The sequence below is a fragment of the Saccharothrix saharensis genome (assembly GCF_006716745.1).
GTDB lineage: Bacteria > Actinomycetota > Actinomycetes > Mycobacteriales > Pseudonocardiaceae > Actinosynnema > Actinosynnema saharense.
This window is the reverse complement of the sequence record NZ_VFPP01000001.1, coordinates 8,354,227-8,371,741: the sequence shown is the minus strand read 5'-3', so window position 1 is coordinate 8,371,741 and position 17,515 is coordinate 8,354,227. Positions and strand designations below refer to the sequence as shown.

Here is a 17,515-nt window from a genome sequence, read left to right as displayed (position 1 = left end):
GGCGGGATGCGAGTTCCTCACCGACCGTAGCCGCACCCTCGCTCACTGGCAACAGGCCGACGGGTCACCCCGCGACGGCCGCCTTCAGCTCGGCCGCCGCCCGGCGGGGATCGGCCGCGGCCCCGATGGCGCGCACCACCGCGACGCGACGCCCGCCCGCCGCCAGGACTTCCGGGAGGCGCGCCGGGTCGATGCCGCCGATGGGGAACCACGGCTTGTCCCCGGCGACCCCGGCGGCGTGGCGCACCAGGTCCAGCCCGGCCGGCGCGCGTCCCGGCTTGGTCGGCGTGGCCCAGCAGGGGCCCACGCTGAAGTAGTCCACCTCCGGGTCGCGCGCCGCCTCGGCCACCTGCTCCGGGGTGTGCGTGGAACGGCCGATCAGCACGTCCGGTCCGATCAGCTCGCGGGCGTGCGCCACCGGCAGGTCGTCCTGCCCCAGGTGCACCACGTGCGCCCCGGCGGCCGACGCGAGGTCCACGCGGTCGTTGACCGCCAGCAGGGCACCGTGGCGCGTGCACGCCTCGCGCAGCACCGCCAACGCGGCCAGCGCCGCCCCCGCCTCCAGCGGCCCGAACCGGCGTTCGCCCACCGATCCCTTGTCCCGCAACTGGATCACGTCGACACCGCCGGCCAGCGCGGCGTCGGCGAACTCCGCCAGGTCGTCGGTGTCACGACGGGCGTCCGTGCACAGGTAGAGCCGAGCGGCCATCAGGCGATCGCGCTGTCGCATGCCCGCGACGCTAGCGACATCCCGTGCCGGGCGGCACTCCTCCGGTTCGGGGAGGGCAGCCCCGCACGAGTGGCGGTATGGCGCGCCCGGAGATCGGCACTACGGTCGAAGATCCGGTGAGCGCACCGGAACCGACACCATGTCGATGCCCACGCTCGGGGAGGCGCTGGTGAACCTCGTGGTCAACGGACAGGCGACCGAAGTGGCGGACGGGTGCACCGCGGCCGAGCTCGTCGAGCGGCTGTCCGCCCGGCGCACCGGGATAGCGGTCGCCGTGGACGGCGAGGTCCTGCCCCGGCACGCGTGGGACACCGCGCTGCACGACGGCGCGTCGGTCGAGGTGCTCACGGCGGTGCAGGGTGGATGAGCCGCTGCGGATCGCCGACCGGGAGTTCGGTTCCCGGCTGATCATGGGTACCGGCGGCGCCATGAACCTCGCCGTGCTGGAACGCGCGCTGGTGGCGTCGGGCACGGAGCTGACCACCGTGGCGCTGCGCCGGGTCAACGCGTCCGGCGGTGGGGTGCTGGACCTGTTGGAGCGCTTGAAGATCGCCGTGCTGCCCAACACGGCGGGCTGTCGCGGCGCGGCCGAGGCGGTGCTCACCGCGCGGCTGGCGCGCGAGGCGTTGGAGACCGACTGGGTCAAGCTGGAGGTCGTCGCGGACGAGCGGACGCTGCTGCCCGACGTGACCGAACTCGTGCTCGCGGCCGAGCAGTTGGTGGACGACGGCTTCACCGTGCTGCCCTACACCACGGACGACCCGATCGTGGCGCGGCGGTTGGAGGACGTGGGCTGCGCGGCCGTGATGCCGCTGGGTTCCCCGATCGGCACCGGTCGGGGCATCGCCAACCCGCACAACATCGAGATGATCGCGGACCAGGCGGGCGTGCCGGTGATCCTGGACGCGGGCATCGGCACCGCCAGCGACGCCGCGCTGGCCATGGAGCTGGGGTGTGCGGCCGTGCTGCTGGCCACGGCGGTCACCCGGGCCACCGAGCCCGAGCGGATGGCGCGGGCGATGGCCGACGGGGTGGCGGCCGGGTTCAACGCACGGTTGGCGGGCCGCATCCCCAAGCGGTACTGGGCGCAGGCGTCGTCGCCGGCGGTGGACTGATGGACGTGGCGTCGAGGTTCCTCGACATCGACGGCCTGTTCAACTTCCGCGACCTCGGCGGCTACCGCACGGAGGACGGGCGCTCGGTGGCGTGGGGGCGGCTGTACCGCTCCGACGGCCTGCACCGGCTCACCGGGCGGGGTGCGGCGGCGTTCCTGGCGCTGGGCGCGGCCACCGTGCTGGACCTGCGCACGGCCGCGGAGCTGAGCGAGCGGACGTGGGAGCCGCCGCCGGACTGGCCTGGGCGTCTGCTGCACGTGCCGCTGCTGCGTCGGGTGCCCGACTGGTCGGCGTTGCCGTCGGAGGAGTCGGCGCGCCCGGACTTCGCGGTGGACCACTACCGGGAGATCGCGGTCGAGGGTGCCTCCGGGTTGAGGGCGGCGGTCGAGGCGCTGGCCGCGCCGGACGCGCTGCCCGCGGTGTTCCACTGCGCGGCGGGCAAGGACCGGACCGGCGTGCTGGCCGCGTTCGTGCTGCGCCTGCTCGGCGTCCCGGCCGAGGACGTCGCCGACGACTACGCCCTGAGCGAGACCGCCACCGCCCGCTGGCAGGCGTCGGTGACGGCGGGCGGTGAGGACGACACCCGGACCCACTGGTCGCACGTCCCGCCGTCGATGCTGACCGCGAACCGGGAGACCATGCTGGGCTTCCTGCGGGCGATCGAGGACGAACACGGCTCACCCGCGGGCTTCGCGACCGCCCTGGGCCTCCGTCCCACCACCCTCGACCGCCTGCGGGCCGCACTGCTCGACTGACGGGGCCGACCTTCCGCCCGACCGGTCACCGACCACGCGTCGCGTCACCCGGCCGCGCGTCCCGGCCGGTCACGCAGCACCCCGGCCCCCGCCGACACCGCCAGCGCCAGCACGACCAGCGCCGCCACCGCGAGCCGCAGCGACGACGCCGCCGCGATCCCGCCGATCAAGGCCGGTCCGGCCAGGAAGCCCGAGTACCCGATCGTCGACACCACGGCGATCGCACCCGCCGGGTTGACCCGCCCGTCCGCGGCGGCGCTGAACAGCGTCGGCACGACCCCGGCCAGCGCGAGCCCCACCAACCCGAAGCCGACCACGCCCGCCGCCACGCCGGGACCGAGCAGCACCAGCCCGAGCCCCGCCGCCGCCAGCACGCCCGCCACCCGCACGTACCGCACCCGTCCCACCCGGTCGACGAACCGGTCCGCCACCAGCCGGCAGCACGCCATGGACAGGGAGAACGCGGCGAACCCCAGGGCCGCGACCGCCGGGCTGCCGCCGACCTCGTCCCGCAGGTAGACCGCGCTCCAGTCGTACACCGCGCCCTCGCACAGCAGGCTGCACAGGACCAGCAGCCCCAGCAGCACCAGCCGCCGGTCACGGCGCGGCGACCCGCGGCGCCCGACCTCGCGGTCCGGTGACGCGGGCAGCAGCCCGGCGGTCGCGGCCATCCCCGCCACCAGCAGCACCGAAGCGACCACCGGCAGGTGCACCGCGGGCGGCGCGCCGATCCCGGCGGCTCCCGCCCCGACCAGGGCACCCGCCAGCCCGCCGAAGCTGAACTGGGCGTGGAACGCCGCCATCACCTGCCGGCGGTACCGGCGCTCCACCTCGATCGCGGCGGTGTTCATCGCCACGTCCAGCATCCCGTTGCCGACGCCCAGACCGGCCAACGCCGCCGTCAGCAGCACGAGGTCCGGAGCCACCCCCACCGCCACGAGCGCCGCCGCGTACCCGACCAGCACCGCCCGCACGACCGCCGTGCTGCCGAACCGGGACACCAGCACACCGGACAGCGGCAGGCCGACCACCGCACCCGCGCTCAGGCCGAAGACCGCCACCGCGATGGCCGCCGGGCCCGCGCCCACCCGGTCCGCGATCGCGGGCACGCGCGAGGCCCAACTGGAGAACACCGCCCCGTTGACGAAGAACACCACCGCGACGCAGAACCTGGCCCGCCCCACCGGCACCACCTCCCCCGCCGACCGACCCGCTCAAACCTCCGGGTGCCGCCCGCGCAACGCGTTGAGCAGCACGTCCTCCAACTGCGCGAACCGCGGCTCGGTGATCACGTCCAGGCGTCGCGGGTGCGGCAGGTCGACCTCCACCTCCAGGTGCACCCGGGTGGGCCGGGGCGCGAGCACCAGCACCCGGTCGGACAGCAGCACCGCCTCGCGGATGTCGTGGGTGATCAGCAGCACGGTCCACTCGAACCCGGTGCGGACGCCCTCCAGCCACTCCTGCATGTCGGCACGGGTCAACGAGTCCAACGCGCCGAACGGCTCGTCCAGCAGCAGCACGGCCCGGTCCTGCACCACGGTGCGCAGCAGGGCCGCCCGCTGCCGCATGCCGCCGGACAGCTCCTGCGGGTGCGCCGACTCGAACCCGGCCAGGCCGAACGGCCCGAACAACGCGCGGGCCCGTTCCCGCGCGACCCGCCGGGGCACGCCCGCGACCTCCAGCCCCAACGTGGTGTTGTCCAGCACGGTCCGCCAGGGGAACAGCAGGTCCTGCTGCGGCATGTAGGCGAACGGGTCGCTGCGCCCGGTGGTGTCGCGCCCGTCCACGACCACCCGGCCCGCGTCCGGCCGCTCCAGCCCGGCGATGACGTTGAACAGCGTGGACTTGCCGCAGCCGCTCGGCCCGATCACCGAGACGAACTCGCCCGGCGCGATGTCGAAGCGGACGCCGTCGAGCACCGGCAGCACGCCCGCGTCGGTCCGGAACGACTTGTGCAGGTCCTCGACCGAGAGCTTGACCTCACCCACGACGCCTCTTCACGTGCCACGGGATGACCAGCCGCTCGACGAGGTGGGTCAGCCCGAACAAACCGATCGACAGCAGCGCGGTGACCACCACCGCCGCCAGCACCAGGTCGGTGCGGAAGGAGTTCTTCTGCAGGCTCATGAAGATGCCCAACCCCTCCTTGGCACCCGCGTACTCGGCGAACACCGCCCCGGTCACCGCGTAGGTGATGCCGATGCGCAACGCCGTGAAGAACGACGGCAGCGCGCCCGGCAGCCGCACGTACCGGAACCGCTGCCAGCGCGAGGCGCCCATGCTGCGCAGCAGGTCGGTCGCCTTGCGGTCGGTGGCGGCGAAGCCCTCGATCAGGCCGATCGCGATCGGGAAGAACGTCACCAGCGCGATCACCACCACCTTGGGCAGCAACCCGAAGCCGAACCAGATGATGAGCAGCGGCGCGATGACGATGATCGGGATCGTCTGCGACGCCACCAGCAACGGGGTGAGGGCGCGGCGCAGCCACCGGGAGAAGTCCACCGCGATGGCCAGCGCCCAGCTCAGCGCCAGCGAGCAGGCGAACCCGATGGCCGTCACCTGCAGCGTCGGCACCGTGTGGGTCCAGATCAGCTCGCGGTTGCGCCACCCCTGCTCCAGCACGCGCAGCGGCGAGGGCAGCACCTGCGGCCGGACGCCGGTGGACGTCACCGCCCACTGCCAGACGACGAGGCCGACCACCACGAGCACCAGCGGCGGGAGGACCGCGGTCAGCGTGCGCCGGGCCCTCCCGCGCGCGGGTGCGATCACGGTGAGGGCGCCAGGTAGTCGTTGGTGAACCAGGTCGAGAAGTCCGGCCGCTCGGTCAGCGGCGAGCCGTCCGGCCCGGCCAGGACGCCGGAGTCGTAGAGGAAGCCGGACAGGCCCGTCCAGATCTCGGCCGTCTGCGGCCCCACCACGCCGTTGGCGTCGAGCAGGTACTCCTCGGCCATCATCTTCACGCCGCGCGACACCATCTCCTGCTCGCCGAACGCGGCCGGATCGGCCTCCGCGAGCAGCGCCGCGCCGCGTGCCGGGTCCTCGGCGGCGAACTGGTAGCCGCGCTGCACGGCCTGGACGAACTTCTTGGCCGTGTCGCTGTTCTCGGCCAGCCACGGCGTCTTGCCGACCAGGATCACGTTGTAGGAGTCGGGGAAGCCGAAGTCGGTGTAGGAGAAGGTCTTGAACGGCGTGCCGCGCAGGTCGGCCTGCACGCCCTCGACGTTCAGGAACGGCTCGGTGAAGTCCGCTTCGCCCGCGTAGACGGCCTCGTAGGCGGCGGTGCCCAGCACGATGGTCTCGAACTCGCCCTTGCCGCCCGCGTTCTTGATGACCTCTCGCATCTTCGGCTCTTCGTAGGCCGCGCCGAAGCCGCCGTAGGTCTTGCCGTCGAGGTCGGCGGGGGTCTTGATGTCGGTGCGGTCACCGCGGACCGCGATCGCGGTGGCCCAGTGCTGCACGATCGCCATCACCGACGTGATGTCCGCGCCGGACGCCTTCGAGAAGCTGAACGAGTCCTGGAAGCTGATGCCGAAGTCGGCCGCGCCGGAGGAGACCAGCGTGTCCGGCGAGGTGTTGTTGTAGGGCAGCAGCTCCACGTCCAGCCCGGCCTCCTCGAACCACCCCTGCTTCTGGGCGATGAAGATGCCGGTGTGGTTGACGTTGGGCGTCCAGTCCAGCGCGAGGCGGACCTTCGGGCGGTTCTCCCCGCCCTGCGCGCCCCCGCCGTCGCTGCCGCAGGCCGTCAGGGCGACGGCGACCAGCGCGACCACGGCGGTGACGCCGAACCTGGTGAACGTGCGCATGCAAAATCCTCCCTACGCCGGTACGAACCGGGTCAGGTGCGAACGGTCGACGGCCGATCGTGCCGTCCTCTCAGCCCGGACGCGCAGGGCTCCCGCGGGGATGGCCCCACCCTACGCGGTGCGGCCGGGCGTCGACACCGGCCCACCCGTGGCGCGCCCCACCCGTTCGGGGTGCCGCACCGCGAGCCGGCGTTCCCGTGCCCCTGGTCCCGACCGGCGGCTCGACCGACGCGCCGGTTCCCGCCGGCGGGACGAGGAAAACGATGTCCGCGCACTTGGGAGAACCGCGCCGAAAAGGTTGTCCACGATCGTGCTTCGTCATCATGAGGATGGTCACCGGCAATTCGTGGTCGATGTGAGTGGCGTCCTGCTAACTTCCGTCGACATGATCCCGATCACCCGACGAATGGTCGCCGTCGCACTGCTCGCGGCCACCTTCGCCACGCCGCTGGTCGCCCCGGCGGCCAACGCCGCGCCCCCGGTCGCCGCCGGCGCCGTCGACCACGCCAACCCGATCACCGTCCCGGGCCACTTCGACTGGACGCTGCTCCACCGGATCCGCCGGGCGAACGCCTACGCCGAGAGCCGCCCCGGGTTCGCCGGGATCGTGGTGCGCGACCGCAAGACCGGCGCGGTCTGGCGCAACACCCACTCGGACGTGCTCATCTGGGCCTGCTCCACGCCCAAGCTCGCCATGGTCGTGGACCTCCTGCTGCGCGACGACGCGGGCACCGTCACGTTGACCGCGGAAGACCGCGACCTCATGCACCGCATGCTGAACTCCAGCGACGACGCCGCGGCGCACACGCTGTGGACCCGCTACGGCGGCGAGCAGGAGTTCGCCGCCCGCTTCCCGTCCTACGGCATGACCGACATGCGGTTCACCGACGAGCACCCGCACCACTGGGGCTGGATCCTCACCACGGCCGACGACCTGGACCGGCTGGTCAACTACGTGCTGACCAGGCTGCCGGCCCGGCACCGCGACTACATCGTCAACGAGATGCGCGCGGTCGACGCCAACCAGCAGTGGGGCGTGTGGGGCGCGGGCGCCGCGGCCCGACCGGGCAACAAGAACGGCTGGTCCGACGACAACGACGACGGTTCGTGGCTGATGAACTCGGTGGGCTTCGTCGGCCCCGACGAGCGCTACACGCTCGCCGTCATGAACAACACCCAGGTCGTCGACAACGGTTACGACGTCGGTATGGAAACGACCACCGAAATCAGCCGGATCATGTTCGACGGCTATTTCCGCTGATCCGGTCGTAATCGCCGGCGCGCGCCGTGCCACGATGGGACTCATGTCCCACGCAGCCGAGGAAGACGCCCTGGTCGCCATTCCGTCGCGAGCCGGCGATTACGACAGCCTGGCCGAGGGGTACACGGCCGAGAACGAGACCAGCATCATCAACGCCTATTACGAACGGCCCGCGGCCCTCGCGCTGGCCGGTGACGTGGCCGGCCGGCGGGTCCTGGACGCCGGGTGCGGTTCCGGGCCCCTGTTCGCGGCGCTGCGCGAGCGGGGCGCCGCGGTGAGCGGCTTCGACGGCAGCGCCGGGATGCTGGCGCAGGCCCGGCGCCGGCTCGGCCCCGACGCGGACCTGCGCGTGGTCGACCTGGCCGGCCCGCTGCCCTACCCCGACGACGAGTTCGACGACGTCATGGCGTCCCTGGTCCTGCACTACCTGCGGGACTGGGGTCCTCCGCTGGCCGAGCTGCACCGCGTGCTCAAGCCCGGCGGGCGGCTGATCGCCTCGGTCAACCACCCCACCCTGATCAACGTCATCCGGCGCATGACCGGGCCGCGGCCGGACTACTTCGCCACGGCCGACCGGGTGGAGGAGTGGACCATGGGCGGCCAGACCGCCGAGCTGACCTTCTGGGACCGGCCGCTGCACGCGATGACCGACGCGTTCACCGCGGCGGGCTTCCGGATCTCGGTCGTCCACGAACCCCGGCCCGTGCCCGAGGCGCGGGAGCTGTTCGGGGAGGAGTTCCACCTCCTCGACACGTTCCCGAGCTTCCTGTTCTTCGTCCTGCACGCGGAGTAGGCGGGCGGACCGGGGCACGCGCGCCGGTCCGCCCACCGCTCGGCCTCACAGCGTCGCCAGCACCTCGATGAGCGCGTCGATCACCTTGTCCTGCAGGTCTTCCGGCAGCGACGGGTACATCGGCAGCGAGAAGATCTCGTCCGCCAGCCGCTCGGTCACCGGCAGGTCGCCCGCCTGGTACCCGAGGTGCGCGAAGCCGGACATCGTGTGCACGGGCCAGCGGTAGCTCACGTTCAGCTCGATGCCGTAGCCGCGCAGCCGCTCGATGATCTCGTCCCGCCGCGGGTGGCGGACCACGTAGAGGTAGTACACGTGGTCGTTGCCCGCGGTGATCGCGGGCAGCACGAGGTCGGTGTCCGACAGCCGCTCGGCGTAGCGGGCGGCGACCCGGCGGCGGCCGGCGAGGTAGTCGTCGAACCGGCGCAGCTTGCGGCGCAGGATCTCCGCGTGCACCTCGTCCAAGCGGCTGTTGTGGCCCGGCGTGGACGTCACGTAGTACTGCTTCTCCATGCCGTAGTAGCGCAGCCGGCGCAGCGACTCCGCGACCTCGTCCTGGTCGGTGACCACGGCGCCGCCGTCGCCGTAGGCGCCGAGGACCTTGGTCGGGTAGAACGAGAACGCCGCCGCGTCGCCCATGGTCCCGGCGATCCGGCCGTGGTGGGTCGCGCCGTGCGACTGCGCGCAGTCCTCCAGCACCACCAGGCCGTGCTCGGCCGCCAGGGCGGTCAACGGCGCCATGTCCACGCACTGGCCGTACAGGTGCACCGGCAGCAGGCACTTGGTCCGCTCGGTGATGGCGGCGGCGACCAGGTCGGTGTTCATCAGGTAGTCCTCGGCGCGGATGTCGACGAAGACCGGCGTCGCGCCGACCTGGTCGATGGCCACGACGGTGGGCGCGGCGGTGTTGGACACGGTGATCACCTCGTCACCGCGGCCCACACCGAGCGCGCGCAGCCCCAGCACGAGCGCGTTGGTGCCGTTGTCGCAGCTCACACAGTGCCGCAGCCCGTGCCGTTCGGCGTACTCGCGCTCGAAGCCCTGCACGCTGTCGCCGAGCACCAGCCGGCCGGACCGGAACACGGTGTCGACGGCGTCGAGGATGTCCGCGCGCTCGGCCTCGTACTCGGGAAGGTAGTCCCACACAGCAGTCGTCATCTGACAGGTTCGCCTCTCGTGTTGGATCTAGTGGCCGGCGTCGGCGAGGTCGACGGGGCGGGTGGCCGCGGGCAGCCCGAAGCCGCGGGAGCCGTGCAGCGGCGCGACCCGGTCGAGCAGGTCGGACGGGGAGAGCGCCCGCAGCATCTCGTTGCGCTGCCGCGCCTCCTCTCCCGCCACGTGGTACAGCTGCGTGCCGATCTCGGTGGACACGTGCTGCGCGAACGCGGCACGTTCGCGACGCACGTCGTTGTAGCGCTCCAACGTCGTGGTGACTTCGGCCGCGTGCTCGCCCAGCACCCGGCCGAGCACCACGGCGTCCTCCAGCGCCATGCAGGCGCCCTGCGCGGCGTACTGGAGCATCGGGTGGGCGGCGTCGCCGAGCAGGGCGACGCGGCCGTCGACCCACCGGTCCAGCCGGCCCCGGTCGCACAGCACCCAGGTCCGCCAGTCGCGGCCGAGGTGCAGCAGCCGCCGCGCGACCGGGGGCAGCCGGTGGAACAGGTTGCGGACGCGGTCGGTGGGCACCGGGTCGCCGACCACCGCCCGGCTCGCGCCGTCGTCGACCGTGGCGGCCAGGTTGAGCAGCTCGCCGCGGGCGATCGGGTAGTGCACGAAGTGCCACTTCGGCCCGGCCCACAACGTGACCCGGTTGGCGCGCAGGTCCTCGGGCACCTCGCCCATCGGGACCACGCAGCGGTAGATCGTGTGCCCGGAGACCCGGGGCGGCCCGTCGCCGACGAGCTGACCGCGCACCGCGGAGCGGATGCCGTCCGCGCCGATCAGCAGGTCACCGGCCACCTGGCGGCCGTCGGCGAGCACCGCCCGCACCCCGTCGGCGTCCTGCTCGTAGCCCACCACGGCGTGGTCGGCGAGCAGGTCGACGCCGGGGTGCTGCCGGCACGCCTGCAGCAGCGGCTGGAACAGGTCGCCGCGGTGCACGACCGCGTAGGGGTTGCCGAACCGCTTGCGGTAAGCCCCGGTGAGGGGCAGGCTCACCGCCACGTCGCCGCTCACGCCGTCCATGAGGCGCAGCTCCTCGGTGAACACGGCACGGCGGCGCACCTCGACCCCGACGCCGAGCGCGTCGAGCGCGTGGAACGCGTTGGGCGCGAGCTGGATCCCCGCGCCGAGCTCCTGGAACGAGGGCGCACGCTCCAGCACGGTCGCCCGGTGCCCCGCCCTGGCCGCGGACAGCGCGGCGGCCAAGCCGCCGATGCCGCCGCCTACCACCACGATGTCCATCCCGATCGTCGCTCCCATCTCAGCGGACCACCACCGAACGCCGTGCGAGCAGGTCGCGGACCAGCCCGCGCAGCACGTCGAGGCCGTCGCGGCTGATCACCGACTCCGCGTGGAACTGCACCGACCGGAACCCGGGACCGCGCAGCGCGTGCACCTCGCCACCCGCGTCCCGGCTGACCTCGACCCGCACCCCGCCGGGCGCCTCGTGGACGTCGTGCGGGCTGTGGGCGGCGAAGCTGTTGTAGAACCCGACGTCGACCCGCTCGCCGAACAGGTCGACGGTGCGGCGCACGCCCTGGTTCGGCGTGGCCCGGCGGCGCACCGCCAGCCCGAGCTCCCGGGAGAGCACCTGGTGCGACAGGCACACCGCGAGCAGCGGCCGTCCCTCGTCGAGCAGCCGGCGGACCAGCCGGCGCAACGCGGCCACCCTGGGGTCGTCGTCCGCGTTCGGGTCGCCCGGACCCGGTCCGAGCACGACGAGGTCGTAGTCGTGCGGGCGCACCGGCTCGTCGTAGCGGACGAGGTGCACCAGGAGGCCGAGGCTGCGCAACTGGCTCTCCAGCATGGCGGTGAACGTGTCCTCGGCGTCGACCAGCAGCACCCGCCTGCCCAGCAGTTCCTCGACGGGCCGGTCGTTCGCGCCCTCGTCCAGCCAGAACCCGGCCAGCGGGGTGTTGCGCCGCTCCAGGGCGTCGACCACCTCGGGGTGCGCGCCCAGCCGCCCGTCCGCGCCGATCGCGGCCAGCAGCGCGGAGGCCTTGGCCGCGGTCTCGGCCACCTCCGAGAGCGGGTCGGAGTGGCGCACCAGCGTCGCTCCGACGCCGATGCGCAGCCCGCCCCCGCTGATCTCCGCGGTGCGGATCAGGATCGCCGAGTCGAGCGCGCGCCCGCCGTCGCCGTCCCGCCCGATCAGCGCGACCACGCCGCTGTAGTAGCCGCGGCCGCCGGTCTCGTGCCGGGCGATCACCCGGCAGGCGTTCTCGATCGGCGAGCCGGTGACGGTCGGGGCGAACATCGTCTCACGCAGCACGTCCCGCACGTCGCGCGTGCATCGCCCGGTGATGAGGTACTCGGTGTGGGCCAGCCGCGCCATCTCGCGCAGTCGCGGCCCGTCCACGCGGCATTCGCCGTCGCAGACCCGGCACATCATCTTCAGCTCCTCGTCCACCACCATGTAGAGCTCGTCGGTCTCCTTCTCGTCGGCGAGGAAGCCGATCAGCCCGGACAGCTCGGGGCCGGTCGGCGGGTAGCGGTAGGTGCCGCTGATCGGGCTCATCGACGCCACGCCGGCGTTCAGCGAGACGTGCCGCTCGGGGCTCGCGCCGACCAGGGTGGACGTCCCGGTGTGCACGATGAACGTCCAGTAGGTGCCCTCCTCCCCCGCCAGCAGGCGGCGGAAGAACGCCAGCGCCGCCGCGGGCGTGGGATCGTCCAGGTCGGCCACGAAGGACCGGCGGATCACGAAGTTCGCGCCCTCGCCCCGGCCGATCTCGTGCTCCACCACGTCGGCCACCTGCCGGGCGTAGACGTCGTCGTCCGGCTCGAACCGCCGGTTGCGCAGGTCGATGGGCTGGTTGGGCAGGCTCTCCAGCAGTTCTTCGACGCCGATCACGGCCTGCTCGCGCACCCGCAGCGCGACGAGCGGGCAGCCGTCGTCGTGGTGGGCGAAGCCGCGTTCCGCGACCTGTCGGAAGGGCACCAGGACGAGCAGGTCGTGGCCCGCGCCGGGCGCCGGGGTCCGCGGGACGGGCAGCTCGGCGAGCGTGTCCACCACCTCGACGTCGCCCACCAGCACGTCCACCCGCTCGTCGTCGGCCTCGCGGCGGTAGAGCAGGGCGAACGGCGGCGGGTTGGGGCCCAGCACCCGGGCGAGCACCGCGGCCGCGGCGGTCATCGGACCGGCTCCGCGACCGGGAGCCGGGCCAGCACGTCGCGGGTCGTCGTGACGACGGCGCACCGGGCCGCCGCGTACTCGACGGTCCGCCGGTGGAAGTCGGCGTCGAAGTCCGCGACCGCGTCGGCCACCAGGAACGCCTGGATGTCGTTGGCCAGCGCGTCGACCATCGTGGAGAGGATGCCGACGTGGGCGTAGACCCCGCAGCAGAGCAGCTGGTCGCGGCCCGCCGCGGTCATCAGCTCCAGCAGCTCGGTGCGGTGGAACGCGCTGTAGCGCCACTTGGTGAGCCGCCAGTCGCCGGGCCGGGGCGCGAGCGGCGCGACGATCTCGCGGTGCTCGGGCCCGGCGGTCATCCCGGGTCCCCAGAAGTCCCGCAGCAGCCCGCGCCGGGCCGGCGACATGTCACCCGGTTGCGCCGTGTAGGCCACGGGCACGCCCAGCGCGGCGCAGCGCTCGCGCACCGCGGCGGTGTTGGCCACCAGCTCGGTCCGCGGCGACCGCGACTCCGGGAACGGCTCCACGAAGTACTTCTGCATGTCGTGCACGAGGAGCACGACCCGGCGCGGGTCGATCCGCCAGTCCGCGGCGTTGGCGGGCAACGACTCCTCGGTGGGCATCGGGTAGGGCTGGATGGGTGGGATGGGCATGATCGTCCTATCGCGGCTAGTGGCCGAGCGCCGCGCCGCCGTCGACCGTGAGGTCGTGCATGGTGACGTGTGCGGCCTGGTCGGACAGCAGGAAGTGCACGGCGTGGGCGACGTCGAGGGGGTGGGCCAGCTTCCCGAGCGGGATGCCGGTGCGGAAGGACTCGAGCGAGCCGTCGATCGACACCCGCTCGGCGTCGCCGCCGTTCCACAGGGCGGTCACCATGGGCGTGTCGGTCGAGCCCGGCGCGACCACGTTGCACCGGATGCCGTACCGGGCGACCTCCAGGCCCAGGCACCGGGTGAACGCCGCCACGGCCGCCTTGGACGCGGCGTAGGCGGCCATGTTCATCCGCGCGGTGCCGGCGGCGTTCGAGCCGATGGTCACCACCGCCCCCGCGCGGCGCGGCACCATGCGGCGCACCACGGCGCGGCTGACCAGGAACACGCCGGTGCAGTTGACCCTGATCGTGTCCAGCCAGTCCTCGTCGGACATGCCGACCACGTCGCCGGGCCGCAGGATGCCGGCGCAGTTGACCAGGTAGTCGATCGGGCCCAGGTCGCGCTCGACCGCGTCGACCACCTCCTCGACCTGGTCGGGGTCGGACACGTCCGCGCGGTGCACCCAGACCTTCCCGCTCCACCGGTCGTCGTCGGCCAGCCGGTCGGTGTCGCGGTCCACCGCCGCGACCGCGACACCGCGGGCGGACAGCAGCTCGACGATCGCGCCGCCGATCCCGCCGGCCGCACCGGTCACCAGGGCCCGCCGGCCGCTCATCCCGTCGGATCCGTTCACCTCGCCCATTGCGCCACCACCGCCACCGCCTGTTCCAGGTTCAACCGGGGGTCGCACAGGCTCGTGTACCTGCGCGCCACGTTGCGCCCCGCCTCCTTGTCGGGCACGCACTCGAGCACCTGGTGGGGCGTGGTCTCCAGGTGCAGGCCGCCGGCCACCGCCCCGGCGGCCCGGACCGCCGCGTGGAAGTCGCGCACCTCGGCGGCGATCGTCACGATGAAGCGGGTCTTGCGCCCGTCCCGCAGCTCCACGGTGTTGCCGTGCATGGGGTCGCACAGCCAGATCACCGGGTGGCCCGCGGCCCGCACCGCGGCGGCGAGGCGGGTCACCGCGTCCACCCGCCCGGCGCCCATCCGCGCGATCAGCGTGAGCCGGCCCGGTTCGCGGTCGGGGTCCAGCCGCTCGCACAGGTCCAGCAGCTCGGCGGGCGACATGCGCGGCCCGACCTTGCACGCGACCGGGTTGGCCACGGTGGACAGCAGGTCCACGTGCGCGCCGTCGACCTGCCGGGTGCGCTCGCCGACCCACGGCCAGTGCGTCGAGGCGAGGTAGCGGCCCAGCCGCTGGTCCCAGCGCATCATCGGCACCTCGTAGTCCAGCAGCAACGCCTCGTGGCTGGTCCACAGCGGCGGCTCGGCGACCGGCCGGTCGCCCGCGTTGTGCCGCCGGATCACCTCGGTGGCGGCCGCGGCGGCGACGTACCCGGTGAGCAGGCGTTCGGGGTCGGCGCGCCGCGAGAGCGCGTCGGGGCCGGGACCGTTGACCATGTGCCCGCGGTACACCGGCAGCTCCACGCCGTCGACCACCTCGACCGGCCGCGAGCGGGGCTTGGCGAACTGCCCGGCGATGCGGCCGACGCGCACGACCGGCTTGCCGGTGGTCATCCGCATCACGTTCGCCAGCACGTCGATCATCGCGATCTTGCGGGTGACCTCGGCGGGGGTGCACTCGGCCGGGTCCTCGGCGCAGTCGCCCGCCTGGAGCACCTCCATCCGCCCGGCCGCGACCTCGGCCAGCAGGGACCGCAGCGTGGTGATCTCGGCGGCGGTGACCAGGCCCGGCCGCCCGCCCAGCTCGTCGCGGACCCGCGCGACGCGGTCCTGGTCGGGCCACTGCGGCTGCTGCTCGGCCAGCACCGCGGGCCAGGTCCGCGCCACCGGTTCCGCCGCCCGGTCGGGCATCGCCTGCTGCCCCGTCGTGGACGCCTTCACGATGTTCATGTCGTCACCGACGCGGGTCGCAGGTGCCGCTCCGCCCCGGCCACGAGGGGCCCCCACCAGTCCGGGTTGTCGCGGTACCACCGCACGGTCCGCCGCAGGCCCTCGTCGAACGAGCGCTGCGGCCGGTAACCCAGCTCGGTGCGGATCCTGGTGTCGTCCACCGAGTAGCGCAGGTCGTGGCCCTGGCGGTCGGCCACGTGCCGGACCAGGTCGGGCGACGCGCCGCACAGCTCCACCAGCCGCGCGGTCAACTCGGCGTTGGTCACCTCGGTCCCGCCGCCCACGTTGTAGATCCGCCCCGCCGTGCCGTGCAGCAGCACCAGCGCCAGCGCGCGGCAGTGGTCCTCGACGTGCAGCCACTCGCGGACGTTGTGCCCGTCGCCGTAGAGCGGTACCGGCAGGCCGCGCAGCAGGTTGGTGACGAACAGCGGGATCACTTTCTCGACGTGCTGGTTGGGCCCGTAGTTGTTGGTGCACCGGGTGACCCGCACGTCCAGCCCGTAGGTCCGCCAGTACGCGCGGGCCATCAGGTCGGACGCGGCCTTGGAGGCGGCGTACGGCGAGTTGGGCAGCAGCGGCCGGTCCTCGTCCCAGGACCCGGTCTCGATCGAGCCGTAGACCTCGTCGGTGGACACGTGCACCACGGTGCCCGTGCCCGCCCGTCGGCAGGACTCCAGCAGGGTCTGGGTGCCGCGCACGTTGGTGGTGACGAAGTCGCCCGCCATCGTGATCGACCGGTCGACGTGGGACTCCGCGGCGAAGTGCACCACGGCGTCGTGACCGGGCAGCACCCGGTCGAGCAGCTCGGCGTCGCACACGTCGCCGCGGACGAAGGCCAGCCGGGGGCCGCGGTCGGGCAGGTTGGTGAGCGAAGCGGCGTACGTGAGCTTGTCCAGCACGGTGACCGACGCGCCCTCCAGGCCGGGTAAGGCGCCGTCGAGCAGCATGTGCACGAACCTGGAACCGATGAACCCGGCGCCGCCGGTGACCAGGACCCTCATGCGATCACCTGCGCGAGCGAGTGGTCGCCGATGAGCATCCGGCCCGCGCCGCCCCCACCGGTGCCGACCTTGGCCCACCGGCCGATCAGCGAGCGGCGCAGCTCCCGGGCGCCGAACACCTGGGCGCCGTCGAGCAGGATCGAGTCCGAGATGGTCGAGTCCTCGATCAGGCAGCCGGGGCCCACGGAGGTGAACGGGCCGAGGTGGCTGCCGTTGACCACCGCGCCCGCGCCGATGACGAGCGGGCCGACGAGCTCCGAGCCGGTGACCACGGCGCCCTCCTCCACCACGACCTCGCCGCGGACGGTGCTCGTGCTGTCGACGCGGCCGCGCACGGCGGCCGTGACGCGCTGGAGCAGGACGCGGTTGCAGTCCAGCAGGCCGTCGGCGCTGCCGATGTCACGCCAGTAGCCGGGGTAGTCCGACGCGGTCACCACCCGGCCGCGGTTGACCAGCCACTGCAGGGCGTCGGTGATCTCCAGCTCGCCGCGGTGGCTCGGCCGCAGGTCCGCGACCGCCTCGTGCACCGCGGCGGTGAAGAAGTACACGCCGACGATCGCCAGGTCGCTGCGCGGGTGCAGCGGCTTCTCCGCCAGCAGGTGCACCCGGCCGTCGTGGTCCACCTCGACCACGCCGTACTGGCGCGGGTCGTCCACCTTGGCCACCAGCACCTGCGCGTCCGGCCGTTGCGCGCGGAACCGCTCGGCCGCCTCCCCGATCCCGTCGGCCACGACGTTGTCGCCCAGGTACATGACGAAGTCGTCGTCACCGAGGAAGTCGGCGGCGATCCGCACGCAGTGCGCGAGGCCGAGCGGGCTGTCCTGCACCAGGTAGGTGATCTCCAGGCCGAGGTCGGCGCCGTCGCCGATCACCGACTGGATCTCCACCTCCCCGCCGCCGACCACGACGGCCACCTCGCGGACGCCGATCGACCGGATGTTCTCCAGGCAGTGCGTCAGCACCGGCGTGTTGGCCACCGGGACGAGTTGCTTCGCCATGGAGTAGGTGAACGGGCGCAACCTGGTTCCCTTGCCGCCCGCCAGCACTAGTGCCTTCATCGTCGCCCTCTCGAATGGTGAACGGGTCGTGCCCTTCCCGAT

General features: G+C 73.2%; 18 protein-coding genes and 1 riboswitch. Of the genes, 5 read left to right on the top strand and 13 right to left on the bottom strand.

What is annotated here, in order from left to right; translation table 11 throughout:
* Positions 1–64: 64 nt before the first annotated feature.
* Positions 65–730, bottom strand: a complete 666-nt coding sequence (gene thiE, locus FHX81_RS38005) for a thiamine phosphate synthase (RefSeq protein WP_141983278.1) — start codon at positions 728–730, stop codon at positions 65–67.
* 145 nt (positions 731–875) lie between these two features.
* On the opposite strand from thiE, the gene thiS reads away from it, so the two are divergent.
* From thiS to FHX81_RS37990, 3 genes are read left to right on the top strand one after another with little or no spacing between them, the layout of a single operon-like run.
* Positions 876–1,097: a sulfur carrier protein ThiS gene (gene thiS / locus FHX81_RS38000; protein ID WP_246108174.1), complete on the top strand. Its 222-nt coding sequence runs from the start codon at positions 876–878 to the stop codon at positions 1,095–1,097.
* Entirely contained in the window at positions 1,090–1,845 is a 756-nt protein-coding gene (gene thiG / locus FHX81_RS37995; protein WP_141983277.1) for a thiazole synthase, read from the top strand. The genes thiS and thiG overlap by 8 nt, the downstream gene beginning before the upstream one ends.
* Positions 1,845–2,600: a tyrosine-protein phosphatase gene (locus FHX81_RS37990; protein ID WP_141983276.1), complete on the top strand. Its 756-nt coding sequence runs from the start codon at positions 1,845–1,847 to the stop codon at positions 2,598–2,600. The genes thiG and FHX81_RS37990 overlap by 1 nt, the downstream gene beginning before the upstream one ends.
* A gap of 44 nt (positions 2,601–2,644) precedes the next feature.
* Here FHX81_RS37990 and FHX81_RS37985 read toward each other — a convergent pair whose 3' ends face one another.
* The 4 genes from FHX81_RS37985 to FHX81_RS37970 form a co-directional block, all read right to left on the bottom strand.
* Positions 2,645–3,784 carry an MFS transporter gene (locus FHX81_RS37985; RefSeq protein ID WP_170232319.1) on the bottom strand — a complete coding sequence of 380 codons (1,140 nt, stop codon included), beginning with the start codon at positions 3,782–3,784 and terminating at the stop codon, positions 2,645–2,647.
* A gap of 30 nt (positions 3,785–3,814) precedes the next feature.
* A complete protein-coding gene (locus FHX81_RS37980; protein WP_141983274.1) occupies positions 3,815–4,588 on the bottom strand; it encodes an ABC transporter ATP-binding protein in 774 nt (257 codons plus the stop codon).
* Positions 4,581–5,369 carry an ABC transporter permease gene (locus FHX81_RS37975; RefSeq protein WP_141983273.1) on the bottom strand — a complete coding sequence of 263 codons (789 nt, stop codon included), beginning with the start codon at positions 5,367–5,369 and terminating at the stop codon, positions 4,581–4,583. Before FHX81_RS37975 ends, FHX81_RS37980 begins: the two co-directional genes overlap by 8 nt.
* Positions 5,366–6,403, bottom strand: coding sequence for an ABC transporter substrate-binding protein (locus FHX81_RS37970; RefSeq protein WP_141983272.1), 1,038 nt, complete (start codon positions 6,401–6,403; stop codon positions 5,366–5,368). The genes FHX81_RS37975 and FHX81_RS37970 overlap by 4 nt, the downstream gene beginning before the upstream one ends.
* Positions 6,396–6,509: riboswitch (TPP riboswitch) on the bottom strand. (Overlaps the previous gene by 8 nt.)
* 279 nt (positions 6,510–6,788) lie before the next feature.
* Between FHX81_RS37970 and FHX81_RS37965 the strand changes: the two genes are divergently transcribed.
* Positions 6,789–7,664, top strand: coding sequence for a serine hydrolase (locus FHX81_RS37965; protein ID WP_246108173.1), 876 nt, complete (start codon positions 6,789–6,791; stop codon positions 7,662–7,664).
* 43 nt (positions 7,665–7,707) lie between these two features.
* The gene (locus tag FHX81_RS37960) at positions 7,708–8,457 is read left to right on the top strand and encodes a class I SAM-dependent methyltransferase (RefSeq protein ID WP_141983271.1); all 750 of its coding nucleotides are present in this window, start codon (positions 7,708–7,710) and stop codon (positions 8,455–8,457) included.
* A gap of 45 nt (positions 8,458–8,502) precedes the next feature.
* Here FHX81_RS37960 and FHX81_RS37955 read toward each other — a convergent pair whose 3' ends face one another.
* The 8 genes from FHX81_RS37955 to FHX81_RS37920 are packed head-to-tail and all read right to left on the bottom strand — an operon-like array spanning position 8,503 to position 17,473.
* The gene (locus FHX81_RS37955; RefSeq protein ID WP_141983270.1) at positions 8,503–9,612 is read right to left on the bottom strand and encodes a DegT/DnrJ/EryC1/StrS family aminotransferase; all 1,110 of its coding nucleotides are present in this window, start codon (positions 9,610–9,612) and stop codon (positions 8,503–8,505) included.
* Between the two features lie 27 nt (positions 9,613–9,639).
* On the bottom strand, positions 9,640–10,875 hold the full coding sequence (locus FHX81_RS37950; RefSeq protein ID WP_246108172.1) for an FAD-dependent monooxygenase: 1,236 nt from the start codon (positions 10,873–10,875) through the stop codon (positions 9,640–9,642).
* Position 10,876: 1 nt separating this feature from the next.
* On the bottom strand, positions 10,877–12,751 hold the full coding sequence (locus FHX81_RS37945; RefSeq protein ID WP_141983269.1) for an anthranilate synthase family protein: 1,875 nt from the start codon (positions 12,749–12,751) through the stop codon (positions 10,877–10,879).
* Entirely contained in the window at positions 12,748–13,401 is a 654-nt protein-coding gene (locus FHX81_RS37940; RefSeq protein WP_141983268.1) for an isochorismatase family protein, read from the bottom strand. The genes FHX81_RS37945 and FHX81_RS37940 overlap by 4 nt, the downstream gene beginning before the upstream one ends.
* A gap of 16 nt (positions 13,402–13,417) precedes the next feature.
* A complete protein-coding gene (locus tag FHX81_RS37935; protein ID WP_211363683.1) occupies positions 13,418–14,203 on the bottom strand; it encodes a 2,3-dihydro-2,3-dihydroxybenzoate dehydrogenase in 786 nt (261 codons plus the stop codon).
* Positions 14,191–15,414 carry a 3-deoxy-7-phosphoheptulonate synthase gene (locus FHX81_RS37930; protein ID WP_246108171.1) on the bottom strand — a complete coding sequence of 408 codons (1,224 nt, stop codon included), beginning with the start codon at positions 15,412–15,414 and terminating at the stop codon, positions 14,191–14,193. Before FHX81_RS37930 ends, FHX81_RS37935 begins: the two co-directional genes overlap by 13 nt.
* Entirely contained in the window at positions 15,411–16,415 is a 1,005-nt protein-coding gene (gene rfbB, locus FHX81_RS37925; RefSeq protein ID WP_141983267.1) for a dTDP-glucose 4,6-dehydratase, read from the bottom strand. Before rfbB ends, FHX81_RS37930 begins: the two co-directional genes overlap by 4 nt.
* Positions 16,412–17,473 (bottom strand): glucose-1-phosphate thymidylyltransferase, encoded by a 1,062-nt coding sequence (locus FHX81_RS37920; RefSeq protein ID WP_141983266.1) that lies wholly within the window; start codon positions 17,471–17,473, stop codon positions 16,412–16,414. Before FHX81_RS37920 ends, rfbB begins: the two co-directional genes overlap by 4 nt.
* Positions 17,474–17,515: the final 42 nt, after the last annotated feature.

What these genes read in the sequence shown, in the direction of transcription:
- thiE (WP_141983278.1), bottom strand. Translation starts at nt 730, where the DNA reads ATGCGACAGCGCGATCGCCTGATGGCCGCTCGGCTCTACCTGTGCACG.
- thiS (WP_246108174.1), top strand. Translation starts at nt 876, where the DNA reads ATGCCCACGCTCGGGGAGGCGCTGGTGAACCTCGTGGTCAACGGACAG.
- FHX81_RS37990 (WP_141983276.1), top strand. Translation starts at nt 1,845, where the DNA reads ATGGACGTGGCGTCGAGGTTCCTCGACATCGACGGCCTGTTCAACTTC.
- FHX81_RS37970 (WP_141983272.1), bottom strand. Translation starts at nt 6,403, where the DNA reads ATGCGCACGTTCACCAGGTTCGGCGTCACCGCCGTGGTCGCGCTGGTC.
- FHX81_RS37965 (WP_246108173.1), top strand. Translation starts at nt 6,789, where the DNA reads ATGATCCCGATCACCCGACGAATGGTCGCCGTCGCACTGCTCGCGGCC.
- FHX81_RS37960 (WP_141983271.1), top strand. Translation starts at nt 7,708, where the DNA reads ATGTCCCACGCAGCCGAGGAAGACGCCCTGGTCGCCATTCCGTCGCGA.
- FHX81_RS37955 (WP_141983270.1), bottom strand. Translation starts at nt 9,612, where the DNA reads ATGACGACTGCTGTGTGGGACTACCTTCCCGAGTACGAGGCCGAGCGC.
- FHX81_RS37950 (WP_246108172.1), bottom strand. Translation starts at nt 10,875, where the DNA reads ATGGGAGCGACGATCGGGATGGACATCGTGGTGGTAGGCGGCGGCATC.
- FHX81_RS37945 (WP_141983269.1), bottom strand. Translation starts at nt 12,751, where the DNA reads ATGACCGCCGCGGCCGCGGTGCTCGCCCGGGTGCTGGGCCCCAACCCG.
- FHX81_RS37940 (WP_141983268.1), bottom strand. Translation starts at nt 13,401, where the DNA reads ATGCCCATCCCACCCATCCAGCCCTACCCGATGCCCACCGAGGAGTCG.
- FHX81_RS37935 (WP_211363683.1), bottom strand. Translation starts at nt 14,203, where the DNA reads ATGGGCGAGGTGAACGGATCCGACGGGATGAGCGGCCGGCGGGCCCTG.
- FHX81_RS37930 (WP_246108171.1), bottom strand. Translation starts at nt 15,414, where the DNA reads ATGAACATCGTGAAGGCGTCCACGACGGGGCAGCAGGCGATGCCCGAC.
- rfbB (WP_141983267.1), bottom strand. Translation starts at nt 16,415, where the DNA reads ATGAGGGTCCTGGTCACCGGCGGCGCCGGGTTCATCGGTTCCAGGTTC.
- FHX81_RS37920 (WP_141983266.1), bottom strand. Translation starts at nt 17,473, where the DNA reads ATGAAGGCACTAGTGCTGGCGGGCGGCAAGGGAACCAGGTTGCGCCCG.